The following is a 26,896-nucleotide window of genomic DNA, read 5'->3' as shown; positions in this document are numbered from 1 at the left end:
TATAAAGCGTGTAAAAGTAAAGTGACAGTTAAGTAAATGTAAATTTTAAGAAAAGATTAACATTTGATCTTTTTGCTGATTGAAAATGATGTTTTTATCTGTGAAGGAAAATTTATTGGAGTTATATTCTTTTTTAATGTTAAATCTTGGTGATTATTTCCTGAGCTCCTTAACAATTAGTTTTTTGTGGGCCTATTATCTATCAGTAATTCATTAACAAAATTTTTTCTTAACAAAATTTTTATATTTTTGGCTCCCTCAAAGAACCTTAAAATAGTACTTATGAAATTAAAACTTTACTTAACTTTTATTGTGTGTACAATATCTAGTGTGGTATTTGCTCAACAAAAGACCGTGACAGGTACAGTTGTTGATGAAGACGGATTCCCACTTATTGGTGCATCAGTTTTATTACAGGGGACTAGTTTCGGAACTAGCGCCGATGATAATGGTGTGTTTCAGATTGAAGCAGCGCCTGGAGATGTTTTGGTTGTTAGCTATGTATTCTATACGACGCAAAACGTGAAAATTGACTCAAGAAATCACTATAACGTGGTTTTAAGTAGTGAAGATGAGCTTTTAGATGATGTAGTTGTTGTAGCCTATGGTACAGCAACCAAAGAATCGATTACTGGAGCCGTAGCTAGTATTGGATCTACCCAAATTGAAAGTAGACCAGTATCTAACGCAGTTGGTGCTTTAGAAGGTGCTGCAGCTGGTATTCAAATCAATAATACTTCAGGACAACCTGGTTCAGAGCCAGAGGTTCGTATTCGTGGATTTACTACTGTAAATGGAAGTAATAGCCCATTGTATGTAGTAGATGGTAGCCCTTATCCTGGAAATATCTCAGATTTAAACCCTGCAGATATTGAGAGTATTACTGTGTTAAAGGATGCTTCTGCTTCTACGCTTTATGGAAATAGAGCTTCTAATGGAGTAATTATGATTACAACAAAAGGTGGAGCTAAAGGAACAGGATTCTTAAATGTTTCTGTTAAACAAGGTATTTATAACAGAGGAATTAAAGATTACGATAGATTAGGTGCTGATGAGTTCATGGAAACAATGTGGACAGGATACCGTAATAATATGCTTTCTTCAGATGTTGGTCAAAACTGGACAATGGCTCAAGCAGGGGAATATGCTTCTAATAATTTAATTCAGAATATTTTAGGGGTTAATATTTACAATGCTGCAGACACTGAATTATTTGATGCAAATGGGCAATTACGTCCAGGGGTTCAAATCTTAGATGGATATACAGATTTAAATTGGTATAATCCAATTGAAAGAACTGGATATCGTCAAGATTACGTTGTAAATGGACGCGTAACAAATGATAAAGGAGGAGCTTACTTCTCAACTGGATTTACAAATGACGAAGGTTATATAGAGAGAACCGATTATAAACGTTTCACAGGACGTGTTAATGCAGATTACCAAGCTAAAGAGTGGTTAAAGGTTGGAGGTAGCGTTGCTGGTTCTCACCAAGAGTCAAGTCTTGTTAATGGAGGAGCTGATAATAGTGGGGGATATACCAATCCATTTATGTTTGCTCGTAACATCGCGCCTATTTATTCTGTTTATCAACATGACGCTAATGGAGATTTTCTATTAGATGAGTTGGGTAATAAACAGTATGATACAGGACAAGGTGGACGTAAGCAATATAATGACAGACATGTCATTATGGAAAATGATCTTAATCGCAATAGAACAGTAAGAACTACTTTGAATGGTCATTTCTTTGCAGATGTTAAGTTTTTAAAAGATTTTACCTTTACAGTTAAAGGAGATATGAGCTTAAGAAACTCAGAGAATGCACGATATGAAAATGCTATTGTTGGAGATGGAAAAGGAAACGATGGGCGTTCAAGACGTACAAATTACCGTTACAAATCTTATACTGCACAACAGTTATTAAACTGGACTAAAGATTTTGGTGGACATCATGTGGAAGCTTTAGTTGGACATGAGAATTATTCGGAAGAATATACTTATATGTATGGGATGAAAGGTAAACAAAATATGGAGGGGCAGATAGATTGGATTAACTTTAACGAAACTATTAACCTTTATGATTATTCAATGGTGTACCGTACAGAAGGTTTTTTATCTCGTGTAAAGTATGATTATAATAATGCTTATTTTGCTGAGGCTTCATTTAGACGTGATGGAAGTAGTAAATTCCATAAAGATAATAGATGGGGTAACTTCTGGTCAGTAGGAGGAGGATGGATCATCTCAAGTGAGGAGTTCTTCAAATTTGACCCGATTGACTATTTAAAAATTAGAGCATCTTATGGTGAGGTTGGTAACGATTCTGGTGCAGATTGGTATGCATACCAAACATTTTATACAATGAGTAAAAATGGTGGTGCAGGAGCTTTATATAAATCTCAAAACGGAAATAACGACTTACAGTGGGAAACGTCTTCTTCACTTGATATAGGAGTTGAAGCAAGATTATTTAGAAAAGCTAATATAGTACTTGAATATTTCCATAAACGTTCAAACAACTTATTGTTTGATATGAATTTACCTCTTTCCAATGGTGCCACTACTACAGGAAGTAGTGCATCTTCAGTATTAACTATGAATATGGGTAATATCACTAACAAAGGATTTGAGCTTACTGTAGATGTAGATATTATCAATAATGATAATTGGAAATGGAGTGTTGGAGCTAATGCTACTTGGTTAAAAAATACAGTAGATCGCTTACCACCAGAAAATAGAGAATTTGGTATTGAAAACGGTACTAAACTTATCACAGAAGGTAAAAGTATTTATGAATTCTATTTATATAACTATATTGGTGTAGATGCTGCTACTGGTAGTGCGCTTTATAAATTCAATTCAGATAAATTCTATGTAAATGATAGTGACGCTGCTGCAGGAAAAGATAAAGTTACAGATCAAAGTATCATTAGAGAAATTGATGGTGAATACTATGCTTTAAATGGAACTTACGCTAAGAAAGAATTTGCTGGAACTGCAATTCCTGATGTGTATGGAAGTTTTTCAACTGCATTATCATATAAAAACTTTACATTATCAGGTTTATTCACTTATAGTATAGGTGGAAAAACATATGATTATTCTTATGCTTCTTTGATGAGTGCTGGTAGTACACCAAGTGCATTACATAAAGATGTATTAAATTCATATGATATTGAGAATCCAATTGATCAGCCAATTCTTTATGGAGGAATTCCTTCATTAAATTTCCTTAACTCTTCATATAACAACTTATCACTATCTGATCGTTTCTTAAAAGACGCTAGTTATTTTGTAATTAAAAACATCAGTCTTAACTACGAAATGCCAAAGTCAGTGATTAACAAAATCGGAGTTAATAAATTCAATGTGAATTTTGGAATTGAAAATTTAGCAACTTTTACAAAATTAAAAGGAATGAATCCACAACAGTCATTTAATGGAACTAACCAAAATGGATTCGTAACACCTAGAACATTTACTTTAGGACTTACTTTAGGTTTATAATTTTTAAAGATTTGATTTAATATGAAATATATACAATATATGCTACTTGCAGGAGCCTTAACTTTAGGGTCTTGTAGTTCAGATTACTTAGATACATCACCTACAGACAAGGTTGCTCCTGATGTGGTGTATGCTACAACTAAAAATGCTAAGATGGCAATTAATGGAATTGCTCGTTTAATGACCAATCAGCATATCGGAGCTCAAGGGTTTAATGGGGAAGGATCTATTAAACTTTATTATGGTGAACTTTCAGGAACTGCAGCAACTGCACCAATTGGTTCATCTAACCAATACCAAGTTATAATGAGATATAATTCGGACGATACACATCGTATGAATTATTACCCTTGGTATTATTATTACTCACTTATCTCTAACGCTAACCTTTTAATTGCTCATATAGATGATGCTGAAGGACCGGAAGCGGAGAAGCAGGCTCTAAAAGCACAAGCCTACACTTATAGAGCGCACTCTTATTTAATGTTAGCTCAGATATACGGAAATCGTTGGGAGGATTCAAATAATGGAGCTACGCCAGCGGTTGTGTTAAAGACTAGTATTGAAAATGAAAAATTACCTGTTTCTACTTTAGGTGAGACAATGGACTTAATCTATAAAGATCTAACCGAAGCTATTACTCTTTTTGAGCAAGCTAAGTTTGTTAGAGAGGATAAAGAGTTTTTCGTTCTTGATGAAACGGTTGCTCATGCATTATTTGCCAGAGCTGCTTTGGTAAAAAAAGACTATGCTAAGGCTAACGAACATGCCATTAAAGCTCGCCTTCACTCGGTTACCAATAAAGAATATGCTTTAATGGACCAAGAAACTTTCGCAAGTGGTTTCTCTAATCCAACATCTGAGTGGATCTGGGGAAGTTACGGTGCTTCTGATGAAACATTATATTTTTATTCTTATTTTGCTTATGTAGGATATAATTCCACGGCCGGTGCGGTAAAGAATTATCCTAGAATTATTAGTAAGCAACTTTTTGAGAAATTTCCAGATACTGACGTTAGAAAGCAATTATTCTTAGATCCTAAGAATGATACTTATAACCAAGATACTGGTGAGGCTAAAAAAGGTACAGCTTTATATGACAGAGCAAGAGAAGCTTACCCTGCTTTAGATCCTGCAGCTAAAATTTTTGCTTATATGCAGTTTAAAGTAAAAGCTAATGATATGCCAGGGGTTGGAAACTTAGTTCATATTCGTTCCGCAGAAATGTACTTAGCTGAGGCAGAAGCTAAATATTTCATGGGCGATGAAAAGGGTGCTGCACTAGCTTTAGAAACTTTAAATCAGAAAAGAGATCCAGATTATACTTTAAATAAAACGGGAACTGCTCTTTTACAAGAAATAAAAGATTACCGAGCTTTAGAGCTTTGGGGTGAAGGAAGTAACTGGTTTGATATGAAGCGTTGGAATGATACCGCGGTTAGAGATAACTACACAAACGGTGGTAACTTCCCAGTTGACTTATCAGGTACAATTACACCAAATGAAGCCAATAAATGGACTTATGTTGTTCCGCGAAAAGAAACAGCAAATAAATAATTTAAGTTTTAAACTTTGATTATCGTGATTACGTTATTTTAAAATATAGCCTGGATTTATATTCAGGCTATTTTTTTTCGATGCAAGTTCAAGAGTTTAAAATTTTGGATAGTATGTTAATGTTTAGATAATATCAATTAGAAATAAATAAAGGTAATTTGTAAGGATTTGTAAGTGTTTTCTTACATTTGCTTAGTACAATTAATAATTTAATAAAGCAAGATTGTCTTTTAAAGGTTTTCCTTAAAAGTAAGTCTTAAAAAAAAGTAATAAAAAATGAAATTTAGTTCAAGGTTATTTGCAGCTATATGCTGTTTGTTTTCTCTTGCTAGTATTGCAAGCAACAATAATTTACCTAAACCAAAGCTAGTTGTAGGGGTAGTAGTGGATCAAATGCGTTGGGATTACCTATATCGTTATTATGATCGTTATGGAGACGAAGGATTTAAGCGATTATTAAATGAAGGTTTTACAAGTGAGAATTGTAATATTAATTACGTTCCAACTTTTACAGCTATTGGGCATAGTTCAATTTATACAGGAAGTGTTCCTGCTATTCATGGAATTGCCGGTAATGATTTTATTATTCAAGCGACAGGACAAAGCATGTACTGCACGCAAGATGATAGTGTACATGCTGTGGGTGCTCAAGGAAAGGTGGGACAACAATCACCAAAAAATTTATTAGTTTCAACGGTTACCGATCAATTAAAATTGGCTACTAATTTTCAAAGTAAAGTGATTGGTATTGCTATAAAAGACAGAGGAGGAATACTTCCGGCAGGTCATTTTGCCGATGCGGCATATTGGTTTGATGGAGGCTCTGGTAATTGGATTACTAGTACTTTTTATATGAATGATTTACCAAAATGGGTTAAGAGTTTTAATAAGCAAGGTAATCCTGATAAGTATTACAAGCAAGGTTGGAATACTTTATATGACATAGATACATATGTGTTAAGTAATCCTGATGATAATTACTATGAAGGGAAATTCAAAGGGGAAGATAAGCCAGTATTTCCTAGGAACCTTACTAAATTAAAAAAAGAGAATGGATATGATTTAATCAAAGCTACTCCATTTGGTAATAGTTTAACTTTAGATTTTGCTATGGCTGCGATTGAAGCAGAAGATTTAGGAAATAATCCTAAGGGAGTAACAGATTTCTTAGCAGTTAGTTTATCATCTACTGATTATATTGGACATCAATTCGGTATTGAATCAATCGAAGTTGAAGATACCTATTTGCGTTTAGATAAAGATTTGGCTGAGTTTATGAAGTACTTAGATCAAAAAGTTGGTAAAGGAAACTATACGTTGTTCTTAAGCGCTGATCATGGAGCTGCACATAACCCACGTTTTTACAGTGATAAAAAAGGGAATTCAGGCTATTTTGATACCAAATCAGTTAGAAGTCTATTAAATGACAAATTAGCTAAAGAATTCAATCAAGAGAATTTGGTGATTAGTTTAAGTAACTACCAAGTACATTTGAATAACCCAGTAATTGTTGAAAATAATTTAGATCAAGAGCAAATTAAGGATATTATTGTAAAAGAATTGAAAAAAGTTGAAGGTATTGCTTTTGTTACAGATATGGATAAGGCTGCAAGTGCTTCTATTCCTTTGCCTATACGTGAGCGTATTGTAAATGGTTACAATATTAAACGAAGTGGTTCAATCCAGTTTATTTTAGAGCCACAATGGTACAGCGGAAGACAAAATGGTACAGGAACAACTCATGGAACTTGGGGAAGTTACGATGCACATATACCTGCTGTGTTTATGGGGTGGGGAGTTAAGCAAGGAAATACTATAAGACCTACTAGTATGACTGATATTGCTCCAACAATAGCTGAAATTTTGAAAATTGAAGTTCCAAATGGAAATATAGGAACTCCTATTTTTGAGGCGATAAAGTAATTAGGTATTTTAAAATACGTTACTAGAATAAAAAAGCAATTTTCTGATTTTAAGGGAAATTGCTTTTTTATTTTCGAAAGGTTTTGATTTTATAACGATTTATTTAGTTACTTTATATTATTAACAATCTTAATTAAATAAATATGATAAAACGCTTAACCTTAGTTTGCATGTTGTTTGTGTTTACAAGCGGACTTCATGCACAGTACCGGACACTAAAAAAAACGGATTCACTTGGATTTGAATATGAAGTTGTAGAAAACGATCCGTCCAAAGCCAGAGTCTACACCCTGAAAAATGGGTTGAAAGTTTATTTGGCGCAAAATAAAGACAAGCCATTGATTCAAACCTATATTCCTGTAAGGGCTGGATCAAATAGTGATCCTAGTGATAATACAGGACTTGCCCATTACTTGGAACATATGCTTTTTAAAGGTACAAGTAAGCTAGGAACAACAAATTGGCAAGTGGAACAGGAGTATTTAAAGCAAATAGAAGATCTATACGAGCAACATAAGGCGGAGTCAGATCCTAAATTAAAAAGTCAAATTTACAAACAAATCGACTCCTTGTCGAAGGTTGCTTCCCAATATGCCGTGGCAAACGAATATGATAAGTCAGTTGCATCAATAGGAGCAGTTGGAACCAATGCTCATACTTGGTTTGAAGAGACGGTTTATCAAAATACAATACCTTCTAATGAATTAGATAAATTTTTATTTATCGAATCAGAAAGATTTTCAGAATTAGTTTTAAGACTTTTTCATACGGAATTAGAAGCGGTATATGAAGAGTTTAACCGTTCACAGGATAATGAAAGAAGGGCCAGTATGCAAGCTATTTTGGAAATGCTCTTTCCAGAATCTAATTACGGGCAACAAACCACAATTGGAACTTCGGAACATTTGAAAAATCCTTCAATGATTGCTATAAAGAACTACTTTGACAAGTATTATGTAGCAAACAATATGGCAGTGGTTTTAGTGGGAGATTTGGAATTTGAACCAACCATTGAACTTGTAGATAAATATTTTGGTTCTTTTAAAACCTCTAATAATATTAAGGAGTATGTAGCACAGGAAAAGCCACTAACGAAAATTCAATCCAAAGAGATTTTCTCCCCTGAAGCGGAAAGAGTTGAATTTGCTTATCGATTAGGTGGTGTAAATTCTTCCGATGCTTTATATGTAACTTTAATAGATATGCTTTTATCTAATGGACAAGCAGGATTAATCGATTTAGATATTAATCAAAAACAAGCAGCCTTGTATGCAGCAAGTCAGTACATGACTTTAAAAGATTATACTGTTCATTTTTTCTTTGGAATGCCAAATCAAGGACAAAGTATTGAGCAAGTTCAAGAGCTTTTAATGCAAGAATTACAGAAAATTAAGGATGGGGATTTTGACTCATGGTTATTAACAGCAGTTCTAAATGACTTGCGAGTGAATGCTATGAAAGCTCTAGAGAGTAATTCCCAATTAGGTGAACAAATGTATACGGCGTTTATTCAAGGTAGAACTTGGCAGGACATGATATCAGATATAGATAAAATGTCTAAGATAACCAAGGAGCAAATTATGGAATTTGCCAAGGAAAATTATAAAGATAATTATGCGGTGGTCTATAAAAGAATGGGGGAGAAGAAGAATCTTGTGCATGTGGAAAACCCAGGTATTACTCCAATTGATTTAAATAGAGAAAGTGAGAGTGAATTTTATAAAGAATTGCAACAAATAAAAGTTAAGCCAATTGAGCCTGTATTTATAGATTTTAATGCAGCTATTAAGACCCAAAAAGTAGGACCTAATCAATCAAATTTATATTCGATTGAAAATACTACGAATGACTTAGGAACTGTTACTTATATTTTTGAACTTGGTAGTGATAATGATAAAAAACTAGGGCTTGCAATGGAATATATCGATTACATAGGTACATCCAAATATAGTGCGGCTGATATTAGAAAAGAGTTCTACAAATTGGGAATCGATTACTCTATTTCAGTTGGTAGTGACCAAACATTTATTAGTCTATCAGGATTAAATGAAAATATGGAAAAGGGAATTGCACTATTAGAGCATGTTTTCAATAATGTAGAACCTGATGATTTGGCATATAACAATATGGTAGAGCAAATTATAAAAAGTAGATCAGATCGCAAATTAAATAAAAATGCCATTGCCTCTGCTTTGAATGCTTATACAGTTAGTGCAGGTGAGAAAAGTAGATTTACAGACGTATTAAGTGAGCAACAATACAAGGAAATAACCCCGCAGGAACTGATAGATTTAGTAAAAAGCTTTTTTAACTATAATCAAGCAGTGTTTTACTATGGTAATGATTTAAAACGTGTGAAGGATGCAATCGTAAAACATCATAACTTAGGTAAATCTAAGGCGGTTCCGTCTCCAACAATTTATCCAGAGCCTCAAAGTAGTAAACAAGTGTTTTTTGTTCCTTATGATATGGTTCAGGCAGAGATTAATTTTAGATCACGTGAACAACTTTTTGATAAGAATCTTTTAGCTTCATCAGGAGTATTTAATTCTTATTTTGGAGGGGGAATGGCATCTGTTGTTTTTCAAGAAATTAGAGAATCAAAAAGTTTGGCTTATTCTGCCTATGCAGGATATATAAACGCTAGTAAGCTTGGTAGGTATAACTATGTAACGGCTTATGTAGGTACGCAGGCAAATAAACTTTCTCAGGCTGTAGATGCTATGATGGAATTAATGACAAATATGCCACAGGCTCAGAATCAGTTTGAGAATGCGAAGAATTCTACTTTAAAGAATATTGCTACTTTACGTTATACTAAAGCTCAAATTTTTTATTATTGGTTAAATCTGCAAAAAAGAGGAATTGATTATGATATAAATAAGGAAATATATATCCAGACTCAAAGTATGCAAATGTCTGAGTTAATAGAATTTTTCAACAAACATGTCAAGGGAAAAACTTACAATGTTGGTTTATTGGGTAAAAAAGAAAACTTAGATTGGCAAAGTGTACAAAAAATGGGACAAGTAAAAGAAGTTACATTAGAGGAGATCTTTGGCTATTAAACATAGAAATTTTTTAATAAATAATAAAAGCTCCGATATTGGAGCTTTTATTATTTATAGTTATAGTAAGAAGTCTTTTATTTGCGAAAGTTTTTTAATTGTTTTAAAATTAGGATGTACAACCTCATGCTCCACATGTTCATGTAACCAAGTAGTATGAAAGGGGACATGTACCGCATAACCTCCTAATTCTAATACCGGTAATACATCGGAACGAAGAGAGTTACCTATCATAATAAATTCGTGGGGCTGTATATCTAATCTTGTAAAAAGCTTTTTATAATCTATAGGTTCTTTATCGGTCATAACTTCTATGTGATGAAAGTAAGAGCCTAAACCGGACTTGTGTAGTTTTCTATGTTGATCTTTCAAGTCTCCTTTTGTAGCAACAACTAATTTGTACTTTGATTGTAATTCTTGTAAAACCTGTTCTACTTGATCTAAAAGCTCAACAGGTTTTGTTAATAATTCTTTTCCAATATGGAGAATTTTATTGGTAATTACAGACGATAAGTGGCCTTTAGAAATAAACAGAGCCGATTCCAACATCGACAGGGTAAAACCTTTGATTCCATATCCATATAAGGGTAGGTTATCAATTTGCGTTTTAAAAAGAATCTGTGAGATACTTTGATGTGTAAGATAGTCTTCCATTAGTATACAGAATTCTTTTTCTGCTTGATTGAAAAAAGGTTCATTTATCCAAAGGGTATCGTCTGCGTCAAATGCGACAACTTTTAATTGTGAATTCATATAATATTATTTGAAAACAATAAACAGGTCTTATTGAGTTAATAATTCAGTGTACTGTAAGGCTTGCTTTATTGATTTTACATTTTCAAAGGTTAGTAAAAGACGCAATCCCTGTTTTGTTTGTCTTTCTTTTATTTTACAGATGTTAGCATGTTCTTGAACAAAATGTAGAATTTTTCTAAAATTCGGAGACTGATAAAAAGCAGAATCTTGGTCAGAAACAAAATAGCATAACATTTTCCCTTGTTTTAAAACGACTTTCTCAATTCCCATTTTACTAGCATGCCATTTAATTTGTAAACTATCTAATAGGGCTATAGCAGGTTTAGGAAGTTCGCCAAAGCGGTCAATCAACCTTGTTTGATAGGCCTGTAGTTCCTGCATGTTTTTAAGCTGACTTAATTCGTTATAAAGATTTAATCGCTCGGTTATATTATTAATATATTGATCAGGAAAAAGAATTTCAAAATCCGTATCAATTTGAGTCTCTTTTACATATATCGTACTTTGCTTTTCTATTTCTTCTTGATATAGATCTTTAAACTCATTATGCTTCAACTCCTCAATGGCTTCTTCCATGATTTTCTGGTAGGTTTCAAAGCCAATCTCATTGATAAAACCACTTTGTTCACCACCTAATATGTCCCCAGCACCACGAATTTCTAAATCCTTCATAGCAATATTAAACCCACTACCAAGGTCACTAAACTGTTCCAGAGCGTTAATTCTTTTTCGAGCCTCCTCTGTCATAGCTGAGTATGGTGGACATATGAAATAACAAAAAGCCTTTTTATTACTTCTTCCAACTCTTCCTCTCATTTGATGTAAATCCGAAAGGCCAAAATTATTCGCATTGTTAATTAATATCGTGTTTGCATTTGGAACGTCTAATCCACTTTCTATGATGGTTGTGGCTACTAGTACATCAAATTCTCCTTCCATAAAAGATAGCATTAGGTTCTCTAGTTTTTTACCATCTAACTGGCCATGACCAATTCCAACTCTTGCATCAGGCACAAGTCTTTGTATCATTCCTGCAACTTCTTTGATATTTTCAATTCTATTGTTTATAAAATAAACTTGACCTCCACGTTGTATTTCATAAGAAATGGCGTCGCGAATAATCTCTTCATTGAAACCAATCACATTTGTTTCAATTGGATATCTATTTGGAGGTGGTGTTGAGATTACCGATAAATCTCGTGCTGCCATTAAAGAAAACTGTAGAGTTCTTGGAATAGGAGTAGCCGTTAGTGTGAGCGTGTCAACATTTTCTGAAATAGTTTTTAATTTATCTTTTACTGCAACTCCGAATTTTTGTTCTTCATCAATGATTAATAAGCCTAGGTCATTGAACGATATACTTTTATTTACTATTTGATGTGTTCCAATTAGAATATCTATTTTACCTTGAGCCAAGTCTGATATAATCTGATTTTTTTCTTTAGTAGTTCTAAATCGGTTTAAATAATCAACATTTACAGGCATGTCTTTTAATCTTTCAGAGAAAGTTTTATAATGCTGGAAAGCCAATATAGTTGTTGGTACTAAAACAGCTACTTGTTTCCCGTTCTCAACTGCTTTAAAGGCTGCTCGAATAGCTACTTCTGTTTTACCAAAACCTACATCTCCACATATTAGGCGGTCCATTGGTCTATCACTTTGCATGTCATTTTTTACATCTTGAGTGGCAGTAACCTGATCTGGCGTGTCTTCATAAATAAAAGAGCTTTCAAGTTCATGTTGTAAGTAACTATCTTGTTTGTAAGCAAAGCCCTTTTGTAATTTACGTTTAGCATAGAGTTGAATTAAATTAAAAGCAATATGCTTTACTCTGGCTTTTGTTTTATTTTTTAAGTTTTTCCAAACATTTGAACCCAATTTATGGATTTTTGGAGCTGTGCCTTCTTTTCCATTGTATTTGGCAATCTTATGTAGGGAGTGGATGCTAACATACACAATATCATTATCGGCGTATACTAATTTTATTGCTTCTTGTGTTTTACCTTCTACTTGAATTTTTTGTAATCCTCCAAATTTTCCTATTCCATGATCTATATGTGTTACAAAATCACCAACAGAAAGGGAATTTAGTTCCTTTAATGTAATGGTTTGTTTTTTAGTGCTGGAATTTTTAATGTTAAACTTATGATAGCGTTCAAAAATTTGATGATCTGTGTAGCATGCTATTTGCTTTTCTAGATCAATGAAACCTTCGTATATTGGGGTAACAAGAGTTTTATATGACTCAACTACAGTTTTATCGCTTTGATCTTTTAAGGCTTGAAAAATTTCTTTAAATCGTTTGGATTGACTTTCATTTGCACAAAATAAAAAATTGGAAATTCCATCTTGTGTATTTTCATTTAAATTACTTGCCAATAGGTTAAATTGCTTATTAAACGAAGGCTGCGGTTTTATATGAAATTCGTATGTTTTACTCTCTTGTGGAAAACTATTAGATTGTAATTCAATAAGTTTAAATAACTCTATTTGTTTGAAAAAAACTTGTCCGTCTATAAATAAATCTTTAGGTTGACTATGCTTGATAGTTTTGTCAAGCTTGTGAAAAGCTTGTTGTGCTTTTTCAAATAAATTGTCCAATTCTTGCCTAATAATAGATGTGTCTTGTGTTATTATCAGGGTTGATTTTGGAATATAATCTAAGAAGCTCTCCCTGGTTTGGGTTAATGCTTTATTTTCAAGATTTGGAAGGATAGTAATCTTATTGGCACGTTCCACCGATAACTGAGTTTCCACATCAAAGGTTCTAATGCTATCGATTTGATCACCAAAGAATTCCAAGCGATATGGGAAGTCATTTGAGAATGAAAATACATCGACAATTCCTCCTCTTAGAGCAAATTCTCCGGGTTCAGATACAAAATCAACTCGTTTAAAGTTATATTCAAATAGAGTTTCATTTAAAAAATCTAGACTCAATTTGTCAGATACCTTTATGTTTAAGGTATTTTTTTCTAACGTTTTTTTTGTAACTACCTTTTCAAAAAGGGCCTCTGGGTAAGAGACAATAATACTAGGCTTTTTATTTGAAGTAATACGATTTATTGCCTCGGCTCTTAAAAGTATATTAGCATTATCTGTTTCTTGTATTTGATAGGGTCTACGATAGGAGCCAGGGTAGAATAAAACATCCGTTTTATTTAATAAGTTTTCCAGATCATTTAAATAGTAAGCGGCCTGTTCTTTATTATTGAAGATTAATAATAAAGGAAGATCGCTCAAGGAAAATATACTTTCGATCTGGAAGGAAATAGAAGAGCCTATTAATCCTTTAAGATGTAATTTTTGTGTAACTTTTTGTAAGTCTTTTAAAATTTGATGGGTTTTGGTAGACTCTTGAAATAACTGTTTTATTTCCATTATAATTTGGCCATATTAGGGTTGAGGATTAGCTCTTCTTACAGTGTCAAATAGGTTTTGTAAATCCTGATCCGATAGATACTCTTTTATCGAAGGTCTAGATAGGTTTTTTTGCATTTGATCCATTAAAACACTTAGGTCTTTATCCACCTTACTGATTGCTGAATCCAAGTTTTTAATATCTACCGGATTTAAATGTAGAAACATATTAAGGTCTTTTATGGATGATAATAAAGTTGTTATTCTGGCTTTTATATCTGGAGAGTTAAGTGGTTCAGGATATTTTAGATAAGTAAGAGACTGTAACTTGTTATCTAATATTTTTATTTTATTTTGGTAAGCACCAATTGAAGTAACAGGTTTTATAGCAAGTTCTTGGGAAAATTCTTCCCATATTTTCCATTCTTGTAGAATTTGATTTAATTCAGAATTGTTCTGTTCTATTTTAAAGTTCCAATTGGCTTGTAAGAAATTAAAGATGCTATCATTGTGTTGCAAAGCTTTTTGCTTTAGCTCCTGTTGTATTTTATCTTGATCTTCACAAGATCCTAAAACTAAGCAAACAAAAAGTAGCTGTAATGTAAGAAATATCCCTTTTTTCATTTTAATTTAAATATGTTACAAATTTACGAAGTTATACCATAAGAATTAGCACGTACTATAGAATATTACACAATCAAGAAAGTTAACGTATTTATTTTGAAAAAGTCAAGGGAGTTAGGTTATATTTGTATCAAATTAAAACATTAGTTTAATGGGAACCAAAATTCTAATCATTGGAGCTTGTGGACAAATAGGCTCAGAGCTTACATTAAAATTAAGGGGCATTTACGGAAATGAAAACGTGATTGCTTCTGATATTAGAGAAGGAAATGACAAATTAATGGAGTCAGGTCCGTTTGAGATTATTAATGCAATGGATTTTGACGCAGTGCAAAATGTGGTTGAAAAACACCAGATAGAACAAGTTTATCTTATGGCTGCGTTATTGTCTGCTACTGCAGAGAAAAATCCAGCATTTGCATGGGATTTGAATATGAACTCCTTGTTTCATGTTTTAAACTTAGCTAAGGAAGGAAAAATAAAACAAATTTTTTGGCCATCTTCTATTGCGGTGTTTGGTCCAACAACCCCAAGGATAGATACCCCACAATATACTGTTATGGAGCCTAGTACTGTTTATGGTATTTCTAAGCAAACTGGTGAGCGTTGGTGTGAGTATTATTTTAATAAATATGGAGTAGATGTAAGAAGTATACGTTATCCAGGGTTAATTTCTTGGACTACTGCTCCTGGAGGTGGAACAACAGATTATGCCGTAGATATTTTTTATAAGGCAATTCTAGATAAACATTATGATTGCTTTTTATCCAAAGATACGGCTTTGCCAATGATGTATATGGAAGATGCTTTAAATGCGACAGTTGGAATCATGCAAGCAAAAAAAGAAGATGTGAAAATCAGATCTTCTTATAATTTAGCGGGTGTTTCCTTTACACCAGAGCAGATTTATAATGAAATAAAGAAACATATACCCGATTTTACAATTGATTATGCGCCTGATTTTAGACAAGCAATTGCTGATAGTTGGCCTGCAAGTATTGATGATAGTAAGGCTCAACAGGATTGGGGATGGAAACATAAATTCGATCTAAGTTCCATGACAGATGTGATGTTAGAAAATCTGGAAAGAGAATTGAAAAAATAATGGAGAACCGGTATCAAGTATACCGGTTTTTTTATTTTCGTAAATTTTTATACACTAAATTCATTAGTGCAATCACACTTATAATTAGGGCAAGTATCAAGCCAATTGTGCTTGTGGTCTGATTTAAAATACCTTGTGACTCTAAAATAAGTGATAAGGCAAATATGAATAATCCTACAAGTAAAAGCGTAAGGTTTCTCTTCATGTTTTTTGTTATTTTCAGGTAAAGATAGTAAATTAACCTTTTTCATTAAAAATATATAGAACTATTGGCATACCTATCATCACAGCCGAGAGAGAAGCAACAAAAAATGCAGCTTCATTATTAAACACACCTAGAAGGTAAAGCGTAATGTTAAGAACTAACAATAAGATTCCTAGTAAAAAAATAATGGTATTTCTTTTCATGAGGTAAAAATTTAGTACCTTACTAAGTTAGTCTATAATCAGGTAATCAACAAGTTTGTTAAACGAACTTTTTTAGAATAATTAAATAAGACCCATATGCAAGCAACAGTAGAACAGATATTATTAAGAGCCGAACTAAGTTTTAATTCGTGGCATACCACAGATTTAGAACATCGTATTTCTTATTTAAGAGCTTTGAAACAAAAAACTCTTAAAAATGTACGAAATTATGCTGAGCTAATGACTCGCGATATGCACAAGCCAATAGCACAGAGTATTGCTGAGGTTGAAAAATGTATAACATTGGTTGATTATTACATAGAAAACGCCGCTCGTATTTTGCAAGGCAGGGAAATTACAACCAACTGGAGTCAAACTTATATTGTCAATGATCCTTTAGGAGTTATTTTGGGAGTAATGCCTTGGAATTTTCCTTTTTGGCAAGTTTTTCGTTTTGCTGTACCGGCTATTGTTGCGGGTAATACGGTCGTTGTTAAGCACGCAAGTAATGTACCATTAAGTGCAGAGGCTTTGCAGGAATGTTTTTCGATAGATGGATTTGAAATGGTTTATTATAATTTAACTTTACCCGGTAATTTGATAGAACAGGTAATTGCTAACCCTATTATAAAGGGCGTGTCTTTAACTGGTAGTGAGGCCGCAGGTAGAGCGGTAGGCAAACAAGCAGGACAACACATTAAGCCTGTAGTTCTAGAATTAGGAGGGAGTAATGCTTTTATAGTAAATTCTGATGTGGATTTACTAGAAGTTGTGAGAATAGCGGTAAATGCTAGATATCAAAACACAGGACAGAGTTGTATTGCGGCAAAAAGATTCTTAGTGCATAATTCTATTAAAGAAGCATTTATTGAAGAATTCCAGAAGCTAGCTAATGATTATAAACGAGATGATCCGATGAAAGAAACGACAAAAATTGGCGTGATGGCAAGAGAAGATTTGGCTGTAGAGCTTGAAAAAATAATGAATGACTCCATAGCTATGGGTGCAAAGCTTGTTTTTGGAGGTAAAAGAGATGGTAGCTGGTTTGAACCAAGTTTAATTACTGAGGTTACCCCTGGTATGCCAGCTTTTACACAGGAAACTTTTGGTCCATTAGCTGTTGTGGTAGGATTCGATACTTTTGAACAAGCCTGTGAGTTAAGTAATGATTCAAATTTCGGTTTAGGTGTTTCTATATTTGGAAAGGATGTGGAGTTTTTAAAATCGCAAGTACATCAATTTCAAGAGGGCGCAGTATTTATAAATCAGATGGTTATTTCTGATCCTCGTGTACCTTTTGGAGGTAATAAGTTCTCAGGGATAGGAAGAGAAATGTCAGATGAAGGATTACTGAGTTTTGTTAATAAGAAAAGTGTAGTAATAAATTAGATTTAAAGTAACCTGTTTCTAATTGTATAAAACGAAGTTTTATGATTGACTATATCTTAGATTTATGGGACTCAATTAGTTTTGTTGATATTATTGAGTTTTTGGGAACAATAGCTTTTGCAATTTCTGGAGTTCGCTTGGCTTCCGCCAAAAGTGTTGATTGGTTTGGTGCGTTTGTTGTTGGTTTTGTTACCGCTACAGGAGGCGGAACTTTAAGAGATATCCTATTAGGGGTAACTCCTTTTTGGATGTTATCTTCTGTATATGCATGGGGGACCATTATTGCTTTAGGGATTGTAATTCTTTTTAGCAAAAAGTTAATTCATTTAAATAATACATTTTTGTGGTTTGATAGTATTGGATTGGGACTTTTTGTAGTTGTAGGAACTGAAAAAACGATGGCCTTAGATTATCCTTTTTGGGTGGTAATGGTCATGGCAACTATCACTGGAGTGGTAGGAGGTATAATTCGAGACATACTAATAAATGAAATTCCTGCTATTTTCAGACAAGAATGGTATGCTCTTACTTGTATATTTGGAGTTTGGATCTATTACGCTCTTTCTTATTTTAATATGGATATTGTTATTGTTCAAATTTCAACAGCAGTCTTTGTTTTTGTAATACGTTTGATAGCAACGCGTTACCGTTTGATGCTTCCGACTTTGAAAAATGAGGGGTAAAAAATATTGATTTATTAAATAAAAATCTTTGGTAAAGTGAAAAAAGCGCTTATATTTGCATCGCAATAAAGGTAACAAATCACCTTCCTCCTTAGCTCAGTTGGTTAGAGCATCTGACTGTTAATCAGAGGGTCCTTGGTTCGAGCCCAAGAGGGGGAGCAAAAAGCTAGACATATGTCTAGCTTTTTTTTTATGCTTATTTTTTAAGCTTTGAATATATAAAAGGGAGTGCTAAGAAAGATATGCATCCTAAAATAATAACTATAGCTGTTTGAGTAGTCCAAAGTATCCATCCAAAAGCGGTAGCGCTAACTGCTTTTATTTGATAAAGCAATAGTACTTCTGTTATAATTAAAGGAAAAGCTCCAAATCCACCATTGGTAAACGAAACAGCGAAGCTTCCAGCTACAAAGGCTGCCATTACTGCAGCAAAATTTAGTGAGCTTGTCTGGGGAATTGCGTATATTGCAATATAAAATGTGGCGATATATCCAAGCCAAATAACTAAAGTAAGAATTATAAAGCCTTTTTTATTTGGCATCTTTGCAATGCTCGTTAACCCTTCAACAACCCCTTGTATCTTCTTTTTAATAAAAAGGATTATTTTGTGTTCAACCCAAGTGAAGATAACCCATAAAATAACAGCTAATACTATCATGGCAAGGACCAAAAGATATAGTTTGTTGTAGGGAATATATTGACTTAAAAAATTCTTCAATAAGTCGAATTGCAAAGCAAGGGCAAGAACTACACATGATAATAGACAAAATAAGTCTACAATACGCTCAGCAACTATGCTGCCAAAGCCCTTATCAAAGGGAATTTGATTATATTTTTGTATTACTAAAGCTCGGGATACCTCTCCTGACCTAGGAACAGTTAAATTAAGAAGATACCCAATACATATTGCCATAAAATTAGTGGTTGTATTGGATTTATAGCCCATGTAAGTTAGTGCATATCGCCATCTATAGGCTCTAGCCCATAAACTTATTAGACTAAATAAAGATGCTAAAGCAATATAACTGTAATCTGCATCTTTGAAATTTTGAAGAATTTCTTGAATTTGTTCTTCTGTAAATTGTTTATAAGCATAATAAACCAAAAATACTCCCAGAAGTAAAGGGAGTATTAAATTGGTTATTTTATTTATATTTTTCTTCAAACAATTAAGTTAAGGAGTTAGTGTGTTCATTTGGAAAAACGATAGATGGTTTGAAGGTTTTTGCTTCTTCAAAGTCTAGAATTCCATAAGAAATAATTATAACAACATCTCCTTTGTGTACCTTACGTGCTGCAGGACCATTTAGACAAATCTCTCCACTATTTCTAGGGCCTGGTATTGCATATGTTTCAAAACGTTCTCCGTTGTTAATATTTACAATAGATACTTTTTCACCCTCAATAATATTTGAAGCTTCCAATAAAGCTTCATCAATTGTGATGCTCCCAATGTAATGTAAATCTGCACCAGTAACAGTTACTCGGTGAATTTTTGATTTTACTACTTCTACTTGCATTTTGCTCGAGTTTTAGTTAAATTTTAAATTGTCGATCAAACGAATACCTTCAATATGTGCAACTAAAAAAGCTCTATATTCAACATTAGGTTTCTTGTCTAAAGCCGTTTGTAAAGTTTTTTCCTCTGCGATTGTGAAATATTCGAGCTCAAAGGTAGGATTATTTTTAAATTCATTGGCAACAAATAGGTTAACTTTATCAATACTTTCACTTTGAAATAAAACTTTTGCTTTTTGTAGTACTTCAAATAAGAATGTAGCTTTATTTAAGCCTTCAGTAGAAATACGTTCATTTCTAGAGCTCATTGCCAAGCCATCTTTTTGTCTATAAATTGGAACTCCAATAATCTCTACATCTAAGGTATTCTTTTCAACAAGTTTTCTGATAATTTGTAATTGTTGGAAATCTTTTTCTCCAAAATAGGCTTTGTTTGGCTGTACTAATTCGAAAAGTTTTTTTACTATAGTACCCACTCCATCAAAATGACCAGGACGCTGTTTACCTTCCATTTGATTTTCAATTCCTTCAAAATCAAAAGATTGAGATTTCGTTTGACCTTGATAGATCTCATCTACACTCGGGGCAAAAATTACAATTTGATCAGATAAAGAAGTAATAGTTTGAATATCTCTTTGTAGTGTTCTGGGGTAATTCTTTAAATCCTCAGGGTTGTTAAACTGAGTTGGGTTAACAAAAATACTAACCACTGTGCAGTCGTTCTCTAAGAGTGATTGTTGCATTAAAGATAGGTGTCCTTGGTGAATAGCTCCCATGGTAGGAACAAGACCAATTGTTTTATTAGCCTGAGTAAATTTGTTTAGATACCCTTGTAATTCGGCTTTTGTATTAAAAAGGAACATTAGCTTTGTGTTTAAAATATTGGCAAAATTAGTTATTTAGAAAATAACTCACTAAAATTTTGTAAATTTGCAACGTTTATTTATTTCACCCAAAGAAATTACGAATGAATATGAAAGAAAAGAGGATATTGTACGTATCATCTGAAGTGGTACCTTATTTAGCAGAAAATGAAGTTTCGTTAATGTCTTACGATGCTCCAAAAATGATTAATGAACAAGGAGGGCAGATAAGAATTTTTATGCCTAGATATGGTAGTATAAACGAGCGTAGACATCAATTGCATGAAGTAATTAGGTTGTCGGGAATGAATCTGGTGGTTAATGATATGGATATGCCATTGATAATTAAAGTGGCATCTATTCCAAAGGAAAGAATTCAAGTTTACTTTATTGATAATGATGAGTATTTTAAAAGAAAGTCAACCTTTACGGACGATGACGGAAATTTATTTCCTGATAATGATGAAAGAGCGATTTTCTTTACAAAAGGTGTAATTGAGACGGTTAAGAAACTTAACTGGGTACCTGATGTTATTCATGTACAGGGATGGATGGCATCTCTTCTTCCAATTTACTTAAAACATTATTACAAAGACGAAGCAATTTTTGCAGACACAAAAATAGTAACGTCTATTTTTGAAGAAGGATTTGAAGGTCAGTTAAGTTCGAAAATGAAATCTAAAGTAGCTTTTGATGGGTTACCTGAGGAAATTATTTCTGAGTTTGCAGAGCCTACTTATGAAAACATCATGAAAAATGCGATAGTTAATTCTGACGGAGTAATTATGGCATCAGAGAAAATTGGTTCAAATTTAACAAATTTTATAGAGTCTTCTGAAAAACCTTTTTTACCTTACGTGCCAAAAGAGGATTTTGCGAAAGCTTATAGTGAGTTTTATCAGAAGTTCCTTTAGAATTAACAAAAACTAATTTGTATTAGAGTACATGAGTCAAAAAAATATATTTAAAGGATTTATCCTTTCGTTAGGTCTAATTGCATTACAAGGGTGTGATGCAGACTTCAATAATACAGGTTCCGATATCATAGGAGGAGGTGATTATAGTGTAGAGTCTTATGTGGTAAAGGACATTAAGGCTTACAATCAACCCACTGGAGCTGTAGAGTCTAGTAAACTACCTGAATTCAGTATTGGTGCATTAAAAGACGATTTTTTTGGTGATGTGTCTAACAGCTTAGCGCTTAATTTTAGTGCGAATTCGGTTGACTTTAATGCCTTGGATAATACTGCTGTATTTGACTCGGTTTATGTGTATATTCCGTTTTATAATACTGTGCCGGATAAATTAGAAGATGAATTCTATACTTATAAGTTAAATAGTGTATATGGCGAAGGTAATTTTGACTTAAAGGTTTTTCAGAATAATTATTTAATTAGCCTAGATAATCCAATTGCTGGAGGATCAATATATTATTATAATAATGATTATTCATTATTCAATGATAATCATGGCGGAATGATGTTAAATGATTCCAGAATGGGAATGCAGAATAGCTATGTGAGTTTTAATAACACAGCTATTAACATTTATAAATATGATGAACAAGGTGCAATAGAAACGGATGATGATGGAAAGCCTATTGTTAAACAACGTTTAGACCCTGGTTTTTGGTTGGATTTAAATTTAAAATATTTTCAAGATTTTTTCATTAATAATCGTGAAGCTCTTGCAGATTCTGAGTTATTTGGAAATGTTTTTAGAGGACTTTATATGAAAGCCTCTACAAATGGTTCACAGGGTGCTATTGGACTTTTGGCTTTAGGGCAAGGGTATTTGCGTGCAACCTATGAAAGAACACAAACCAAAACTGATAGTGAAGGAAACGAGACTAGTGAAAAGATTAGAGGTGAAATTAAGCTTCCCTTAGCAAACTTTGGAGGAGCAAGTTCAGGTTCTTTAGCAAATACTAGTAATAGTATAATTAATTTAATGTCAACTACTAACGATCAGGGGTACTTAGGAGCAATTGCAAATCCTAATAAGGAGCTGGGTGATGAACTTCTTTATATTAAGGGAGGACAAGGTAGTATGGCTATTATAGAGCTTTTTAAAGAAGATGATTTCCAGGAGCTAAAAACATTAAAAGAGCAGGAAGTTTTAATAAACGACGCTTTTTTAACTGTACATGTGAATCGAGATATTATAGGAGAAAATACAATTAATCCTCCTCGTTTGTTTTTATATAATTATGATAATTCGTCAGTTATTGCCGATTTTGCAAATGATAGTTCTTTAGATAAGAATGTATATGGTGGTGAATATGTAAAAAAGGCAGATGATAGTAAGCGTGAGCCGTATACCTATAGAGTTAGAGTAAGGGATCACATTCAGACTTTGTTAGATAGTGATAAGTTAGCGAGTCCAAAATTAGCCTTAGTGGTTAGTAATGAGTACACTAGTACCATGAATGAGCTTTCGTTTAAAAAATTAAAGACCCCCATAGTAAATGTTCCTCAAGACGTTACTACTATTCCTTCTTACAGTGTTACATGTCCATTAGGAACAGTTGTTTATGGTACAAATAGCTCTGTTCCTCAGCAAAGTAAGATGGAATTGGAAATATTTTATACCAAAATTAAATAACAAGGACAAAATATGTGTGGAATTGTTGGTTATATAGGGCATAGAGATGCCTACCCTGTTATTATAAAAGGGTTGACAAGATTAGAATATAGAGGCTATGATAGTGCTGGTTTAGCAATTTTTGATGGTCAAGCTATTAACATGTGTAAAACCAAGGGGAAAGTTGCAGATTTACAAGCAAAGAGTACCGAACAGGTTAAAAAAGGTACAGTTGGTATTGGGCATACACGTTGGGCTACTCATGGTATTCCAAACGATGTAAACTCACATCCACATTTTTCAAATTCCGGTGAGTTGGTAATTATCCATAACGGTATTATAGAAAATTATGATTCTTTAAAACAAGAATTAATAAAACGAGGTTTTGTTTTTCATTCCGATACAGATACAGAGGTTTTAGTAAATCTGATTGAAGATGTGCAAAAAACACAGGGTGTAAAATTAGGGAAAGCTGTTCAAATTGCTTTAAATCAAGTAGTTGGAGCTTATGCTATTGCCGTGATGGATATAAAAAAACCCAATGAGATTATTGCTGCCCGATTGGGTAGTCCTTTAGCTATCGGTATTGGTGATAACGAATACTTTATCACATCTGATGCGTCTCCTTTTATAGAATATACTAATAATGCTATTTATTTAGAAGATGAGGAAATGGCTATTATTAGACTTCATAAGCCATTGATTATTCGTAAGATAAAGGATGATTCATTAGTTGATCACTATGTTCAAGAGCTACAATTAAATTTGGAGCAAATTGAGAAAAATGGTTATGATCATTTTATGTTGAAGGAAATCTATGAACAGCCTGAGGTAATTAAAGATACTTTTAGAGGTAGATTGTTAGCCGACCAAGGCATTATCAAGATGGCTGGAGTTGAGGATAATATTGACAAGTTTGTTAATGCTAAGAGAATAATTATTGTTGCTTGCGGTACTTCTTGGCATGCTGGGCTTGTTGCAGAATATTTAATAGAGGAGTTTGCGAGAATTCCAGTAGAGGTGGAATACGCTTCGGAATTTCGTTATCGAAACCCCATTATAAATAGTGACGATGTTATTATAGCTATTTCGCAGTCAGGTGAAACAGCAGATACTTTGGCCGCGATTAAATTAGCAAAGAGTCGTGGTGCTTTTGTTTTTGGAGTATGCAATGTAGTAGGATCTTCGATTTCTCGTGAAACTCATGCAGGTGCTTATACGCATGCTGGTCCTGAAATAGGGGTAGCCTCAACTAAGGCTTTTACGACTCAAATAACAGTGCTAACCTTGATAGCTTTGCGCTTAGCAAAGGCAAAAGGAACTCTGCCACATTCTGAGTATTTAAAGTATTTACACGAATTGGAATTAATACCAGAGCGTGTAGAGGAAGCATTAACTCAAAATCCGCAGATTTATGAAATCTCAAAGGTTTATAAGAATTCCAATAACTGTCTTTATCTAGGACGTGGGTTTAATTACCCAGTTGCATTGGAGGGAGCTTTGAAATTAAAAGAGATATCTTACATTCATGCAGAGGGATATCCAGCAGCGGAAATGAAACATGGACCTATAGCACTTATTGACGAGCATATGCCAGTGATTGTTATTGCTCCTGATCAGGTTCATTATGACAAGGTAGTGAGTAACATTCAAGAAATAAAAGCAAGGAATGGAAAAATCATTGCTGTTGTTACAAAAGGTGATACACAAGTTAGAGAATTGGCCGATCATGTTATTGAAGTTCCGGGGATTTCTGAGGCTTTAACACCAATTTTAGCGACAATACCTTTGCAGTTACTGTCTTATCATATTGCAGTTTTAAGGCAATGTAATGTAGATCAACCAAGAAATTTAGCCAAATCGGTTACAGTAGAATAAGTACAAATTGCGACTCCATTTCATGGGTCGCAATTTTTTTATAAAAAATTAAATTTTGAAGCTTTTTATATTACAAGAAAAAAACTATCTTTGCGCTCTGAAAAAGTAGATTTTTTCATTAAAGGTAAATAGCTGTTAAATAAATACATAAGCAATGTCTAAAGTTACAGGAAAAGTTGCGCAAGTTATCGGACCTGTTGTTGATGTAGTCTTCAACACAGAGAATTCCGAACTTCCGAGAATTTATGATTCATTAGAAATCACTAAACCAGATGGTTCTAAATTAGTACTTGAAGTACAATCACACATTGGAGAAGATACAGTTCGTACAATTTCAATGGACTCAACAGACGGATTAAGTAGAGGTTACGAAGTAATCGCTACAGGATCTCCTATCCAAGTTCCTATTGGAAAAGAAGTATTTGGTAGATTGTTTAATGTTGTAGGTGACGCTATTGACGGTCTAGGAAATTTGCCTAAGTCTGGAGAGAATGGTTTACCAATTCACCGTGAGGCTCCTAAATTTGAGGATCTTTCTACATCTACAGAGGTTCTTTTCACAGGAATTAAAGTTATTGACTTAATCGAGCCTTATGCAAAAGGAGGTAAAATTGGTTTATTCGGTGGTGCTGGAGTAGGTAAAACTGTATTAATTCAAGAGTTAATTAATAACATCGCAAAAGGTCACGGAGGACTTTCAGTATTCGCTGGAGTTGGTGAGCGTACACGTGAAGGTAATGATTTACTACGTGAGATGTTAGAGTCTGGAATTATAAAATACGGTGAAGATTTCATGACATCTATGGAAAATGGAGGATGGGATTTATCTAAAGTAGATAGACCTGGTATGAAAGATTCAAAAGCTACTTTCGTATTTGGACAAATGAATGAGCCACCAGGAGCTCGTGCACGTGTTGCTTTATCAGGTTTAACTATTGCGGAATTTTTCCGTGATGGTGCTGGAGATGATCAAGGAAAGGATGTACTTTTCTTTGTGGATAACATTTTCCGTTTTACCCAAGCTGGTTCTGAAGTTTCTGCTTTATTAGGTCGTATGCCATCAGCTGTTGGTTACCAACCTACACTAGCAACAGAAATGGGAGCTATGCAAGAGCGTATTACTTCTACTAAAAAAGGATCTATTACTTCTGTACAGGCTGTTTATGTACCGGCGGATGACTTAACTGACCCGGCTCCTGCTACAACTTTCGCTCACTTAGATGCTACAACTGTATTATCACGTAAAATTGCTGAGTTAGGTATTTATCCTGCAGTAGATCCATTAGATTCTACATCAAGAATTTTAGCGCCAGAAATTTTAGGAAAAGAACACTATGACTGTGCTCAAAATGTAAAAGAAATTTTACAAAAATATAAAGAGTTGCAAGATATTATCGCAATTCTAGGTATGGAAGAGTTATCTGAAGAAGATAAGCTTTCTGTACATAGAGCTCGTAGAGTTCAGCGTTTCTTATCTCAACCATTCCACGTTGCAGAGCAATTTACAGGAATTCCAGGAGTATTAGTTGACATTAAGGACACTATTAAAGGATTTAACATGATTATCAATGGTGAATTAGATCATTTACCAGAAGCAGCTTTTAACTTGAAAGGATCAATTGAAGAAGTAATTGAAGCTGGAGAGAAAATGAACGCTGAGTTTTAATAATC

General features: G+C 33.5%; 19 protein-coding genes and 1 tRNA gene. 12 read left to right on the top strand and 8 right to left on the bottom strand.

The features are described 5' to 3' along the window. Positions 1–282 precede the first annotated feature (282 nt). From ACYSNV_RS02180 to ACYSNV_RS02165, 4 genes are all read left to right on the top strand, one after another. Entirely contained in the window at positions 283–3,510 is a 3,228-nt protein-coding gene (locus tag ACYSNV_RS02180) for a SusC/RagA family TonB-linked outer membrane protein (protein ID WP_461760919.1), read from the top strand. Between the two features lie 21 nt (positions 3,511–3,531). Then, a complete protein-coding gene (locus tag ACYSNV_RS02175) occupies positions 3,532–5,067 on the top strand; it encodes a RagB/SusD family nutrient uptake outer membrane protein (protein WP_461760918.1) in 1,536 nt (511 codons plus the stop codon). A gap of 276 nt (positions 5,068–5,343) precedes the next feature. Continuing rightward, entirely contained in the window at positions 5,344–6,990 is a 1,647-nt protein-coding gene (gene pafA, locus ACYSNV_RS02170) for an alkaline phosphatase PafA (RefSeq protein ID WP_461760917.1), read from the top strand. Between the two features lie 143 nt (positions 6,991–7,133). Further along, positions 7,134–10,058: a M16 family metallopeptidase gene (locus tag ACYSNV_RS02165; protein ID WP_461760916.1), complete on the top strand. Its 2,925-nt coding sequence runs from the start codon at positions 7,134–7,136 to the stop codon at positions 10,056–10,058. Positions 10,059–10,118: 60 nt separating this feature from the next. Here the strand turns inward: ACYSNV_RS02165 and ACYSNV_RS02160 are convergent, their stop codons facing one another. From ACYSNV_RS02160 to ACYSNV_RS02150, 3 genes are read right to left on the bottom strand one after another with little or no spacing between them, the layout of a single operon-like run. Next, positions 10,119–10,811: an HAD family hydrolase gene (locus tag ACYSNV_RS02160; protein WP_461760915.1), complete on the bottom strand. Its 693-nt coding sequence runs from the start codon at positions 10,809–10,811 to the stop codon at positions 10,119–10,121. A 30-nt stretch (positions 10,812–10,841) separates the two neighbouring features. Continuing rightward, on the bottom strand, positions 10,842–14,195 hold the full coding sequence (mfd, locus tag ACYSNV_RS02155; RefSeq protein ID WP_461760914.1) for a transcription-repair coupling factor: 3,354 nt from the start codon (positions 14,193–14,195) through the stop codon (positions 10,842–10,844). A 15-nt stretch (positions 14,196–14,210) separates the two neighbouring features. Beyond that, positions 14,211–14,798, bottom strand: a complete 588-nt coding sequence (locus tag ACYSNV_RS02150) for a hypothetical protein (RefSeq protein WP_461760913.1) — start codon at positions 14,796–14,798, stop codon at positions 14,211–14,213. A gap of 151 nt (positions 14,799–14,949) precedes the next feature. On the opposite strand from ACYSNV_RS02150, the gene ACYSNV_RS02145 reads away from it, so the two are divergent. After that, positions 14,950–15,903, top strand: a complete 954-nt coding sequence (locus tag ACYSNV_RS02145; RefSeq protein WP_461760912.1) for an NAD-dependent epimerase/dehydratase family protein — start codon at positions 14,950–14,952, stop codon at positions 15,901–15,903. 31 nt (positions 15,904–15,934) lie between these two features. Here the strand turns inward: ACYSNV_RS02145 and ACYSNV_RS02140 are convergent, their stop codons facing one another. After that, positions 15,935–16,108, bottom strand: a complete 174-nt coding sequence (locus ACYSNV_RS02140) for a hypothetical protein (protein ID WP_461760911.1) — start codon at positions 16,106–16,108, stop codon at positions 15,935–15,937. Positions 16,109–16,140: 32 nt separating this feature from the next. Next, positions 16,141–16,311: a hypothetical protein gene (locus tag ACYSNV_RS02135; protein WP_461760910.1), complete on the bottom strand. Its 171-nt coding sequence runs from the start codon at positions 16,309–16,311 to the stop codon at positions 16,141–16,143. A 96-nt stretch (positions 16,312–16,407) separates the two neighbouring features. On the opposite strand from ACYSNV_RS02135, the gene ACYSNV_RS02130 reads away from it, so the two are divergent. From ACYSNV_RS02130 to ACYSNV_RS02120, 3 genes are all read left to right on the top strand, one after another. Next, positions 16,408–17,700: an aldehyde dehydrogenase family protein gene (locus tag ACYSNV_RS02130; protein WP_461760909.1), complete on the top strand. Its 1,293-nt coding sequence runs from the start codon at positions 16,408–16,410 to the stop codon at positions 17,698–17,700. Positions 17,701–17,741: 41 nt separating this feature from the next. After that, complete coding sequence (locus ACYSNV_RS02125; protein ID WP_461760908.1) at positions 17,742–18,383, top strand: trimeric intracellular cation channel family protein; 642 nt, start codon at positions 17,742–17,744, stop codon at positions 18,381–18,383. Positions 18,384–18,468: 85 nt separating this feature from the next. Further along, positions 18,469–18,542: transfer RNA gene (locus ACYSNV_RS02120), tRNA-Asn, on the top strand. Between the two features lie 37 nt (positions 18,543–18,579). Here the strand turns inward: ACYSNV_RS02120 and ACYSNV_RS02115 are convergent. Genes ACYSNV_RS02115 through panC form a run of 3 tightly spaced genes read right to left on the bottom strand, consistent with a single transcriptional unit; the run spans position 18,580 to position 20,764 of the window. Beyond that, positions 18,580–19,548, bottom strand: a complete 969-nt coding sequence (locus ACYSNV_RS02115; RefSeq protein WP_461760907.1) for a lysylphosphatidylglycerol synthase transmembrane domain-containing protein — start codon at positions 19,546–19,548, stop codon at positions 18,580–18,582. Positions 19,549–19,552: 4 nt separating this feature from the next. After that, positions 19,553–19,903 (bottom strand): aspartate 1-decarboxylase, encoded by a 351-nt coding sequence (gene panD / locus ACYSNV_RS02110; RefSeq protein ID WP_461760906.1) that lies wholly within the window; start codon positions 19,901–19,903, stop codon positions 19,553–19,555. A 12-nt stretch (positions 19,904–19,915) separates the two neighbouring features. Beyond that, on the bottom strand, positions 19,916–20,764 hold the full coding sequence (panC, locus tag ACYSNV_RS02105) for a pantoate--beta-alanine ligase (protein WP_461760905.1): 849 nt from the start codon (positions 20,762–20,764) through the stop codon (positions 19,916–19,918). A gap of 110 nt (positions 20,765–20,874) precedes the next feature. Between panC and ACYSNV_RS02100 the strand changes: the two genes are divergently transcribed. The 4 genes from ACYSNV_RS02100 to atpD all read left to right on the top strand — a co-directional run bounded on the left by ACYSNV_RS02100 (position 20,875) and on the right by atpD (position 26,891). Continuing rightward, entirely contained in the window at positions 20,875–21,678 is an 804-nt protein-coding gene (locus tag ACYSNV_RS02100) for a glycogen/starch synthase (protein WP_461761069.1), read from the top strand. A gap of 31 nt (positions 21,679–21,709) precedes the next feature. Next, positions 21,710–23,368 carry a DUF4270 family protein gene (locus ACYSNV_RS02095; protein ID WP_461760904.1) on the top strand — a complete coding sequence of 553 codons (1,659 nt, stop codon included), beginning with the start codon at positions 21,710–21,712 and terminating at the stop codon, positions 23,366–23,368. Between the two features lie 12 nt (positions 23,369–23,380). Beyond that, entirely contained in the window at positions 23,381–25,225 is a 1,845-nt protein-coding gene (gene glmS / locus ACYSNV_RS02090; RefSeq protein ID WP_461760903.1) for a glutamine--fructose-6-phosphate transaminase (isomerizing), read from the top strand. A gap of 154 nt (positions 25,226–25,379) precedes the next feature. Then, positions 25,380–26,891 (top strand): F0F1 ATP synthase subunit beta, encoded by a 1,512-nt coding sequence (atpD, locus tag ACYSNV_RS02085; protein ID WP_461760902.1) that lies wholly within the window; start codon positions 25,380–25,382, stop codon positions 26,889–26,891. Positions 26,892–26,896: the final 5 nt, after the last annotated feature.

The organism is Myroides sp. LJL119, from assembly GCF_054871605.1.
Note: the sequence above shows the minus strand (reverse complement) of the source record. Positions and strands in the feature narration are given on the sequence as shown.

Bases quoted from the DNA above. Each gene is read 5' to 3' on its own strand.
- ACYSNV_RS02180 (WP_461760919.1), top strand. From the start codon at position 283: ATGAAATTAAAACTTTACTTAACTTTTATTGTGTGTACAATATCTAGT.
- ACYSNV_RS02175 (WP_461760918.1), top strand. From the start codon at position 3,532: ATGAAATATATACAATATATGCTACTTGCAGGAGCCTTAACTTTAGGG.
- pafA (WP_461760917.1), top strand. From the start codon at position 5,344: ATGAAATTTAGTTCAAGGTTATTTGCAGCTATATGCTGTTTGTTTTCT.
- ACYSNV_RS02165 (WP_461760916.1), top strand. From the start codon at position 7,134: ATGATAAAACGCTTAACCTTAGTTTGCATGTTGTTTGTGTTTACAAGC.
- ACYSNV_RS02160 (WP_461760915.1), bottom strand. From the start codon at position 10,811: ATGAATTCACAATTAAAAGTTGTCGCATTTGACGCAGACGATACCCTT.
- mfd (WP_461760914.1), bottom strand. From the start codon at position 14,195: ATGGAAATAAAACAGTTATTTCAAGAGTCTACCAAAACCCATCAAATT.
- ACYSNV_RS02150 (WP_461760913.1), bottom strand. From the start codon at position 14,798: ATGAAAAAAGGGATATTTCTTACATTACAGCTACTTTTTGTTTGCTTA.
- ACYSNV_RS02145 (WP_461760912.1), top strand. From the start codon at position 14,950: ATGGGAACCAAAATTCTAATCATTGGAGCTTGTGGACAAATAGGCTCA.
- ACYSNV_RS02140 (WP_461760911.1), bottom strand. From the start codon at position 16,108: ATGAAGAGAAACCTTACGCTTTTACTTGTAGGATTATTCATATTTGCC.
- ACYSNV_RS02135 (WP_461760910.1), bottom strand. From the start codon at position 16,311: ATGAAAAGAAATACCATTATTTTTTTACTAGGAATCTTATTGTTAGTT.
- ACYSNV_RS02130 (WP_461760909.1), top strand. From the start codon at position 16,408: ATGCAAGCAACAGTAGAACAGATATTATTAAGAGCCGAACTAAGTTTT.
- ACYSNV_RS02125 (WP_461760908.1), top strand. From the start codon at position 17,742: ATGATTGACTATATCTTAGATTTATGGGACTCAATTAGTTTTGTTGAT.
- panD (WP_461760906.1), bottom strand. From the start codon at position 19,903: ATGCAAGTAGAAGTAGTAAAATCAAAAATTCACCGAGTAACTGTTACT.
- panC (WP_461760905.1), bottom strand. From the start codon at position 20,764: ATGTTCCTTTTTAATACAAAAGCCGAATTACAAGGGTATCTAAACAAA.
- ACYSNV_RS02100 (WP_461761069.1), top strand. From the start codon at position 20,875: ATGAAAGAAAAGAGGATATTGTACGTATCATCTGAAGTGGTACCTTAT.
- ACYSNV_RS02095 (WP_461760904.1), top strand. From the start codon at position 21,710: ATGAGTCAAAAAAATATATTTAAAGGATTTATCCTTTCGTTAGGTCTA.
- glmS (WP_461760903.1), top strand. From the start codon at position 23,381: ATGTGTGGAATTGTTGGTTATATAGGGCATAGAGATGCCTACCCTGTT.
- atpD (WP_461760902.1), top strand. From the start codon at position 25,380: ATGTCTAAAGTTACAGGAAAAGTTGCGCAAGTTATCGGACCTGTTGTT.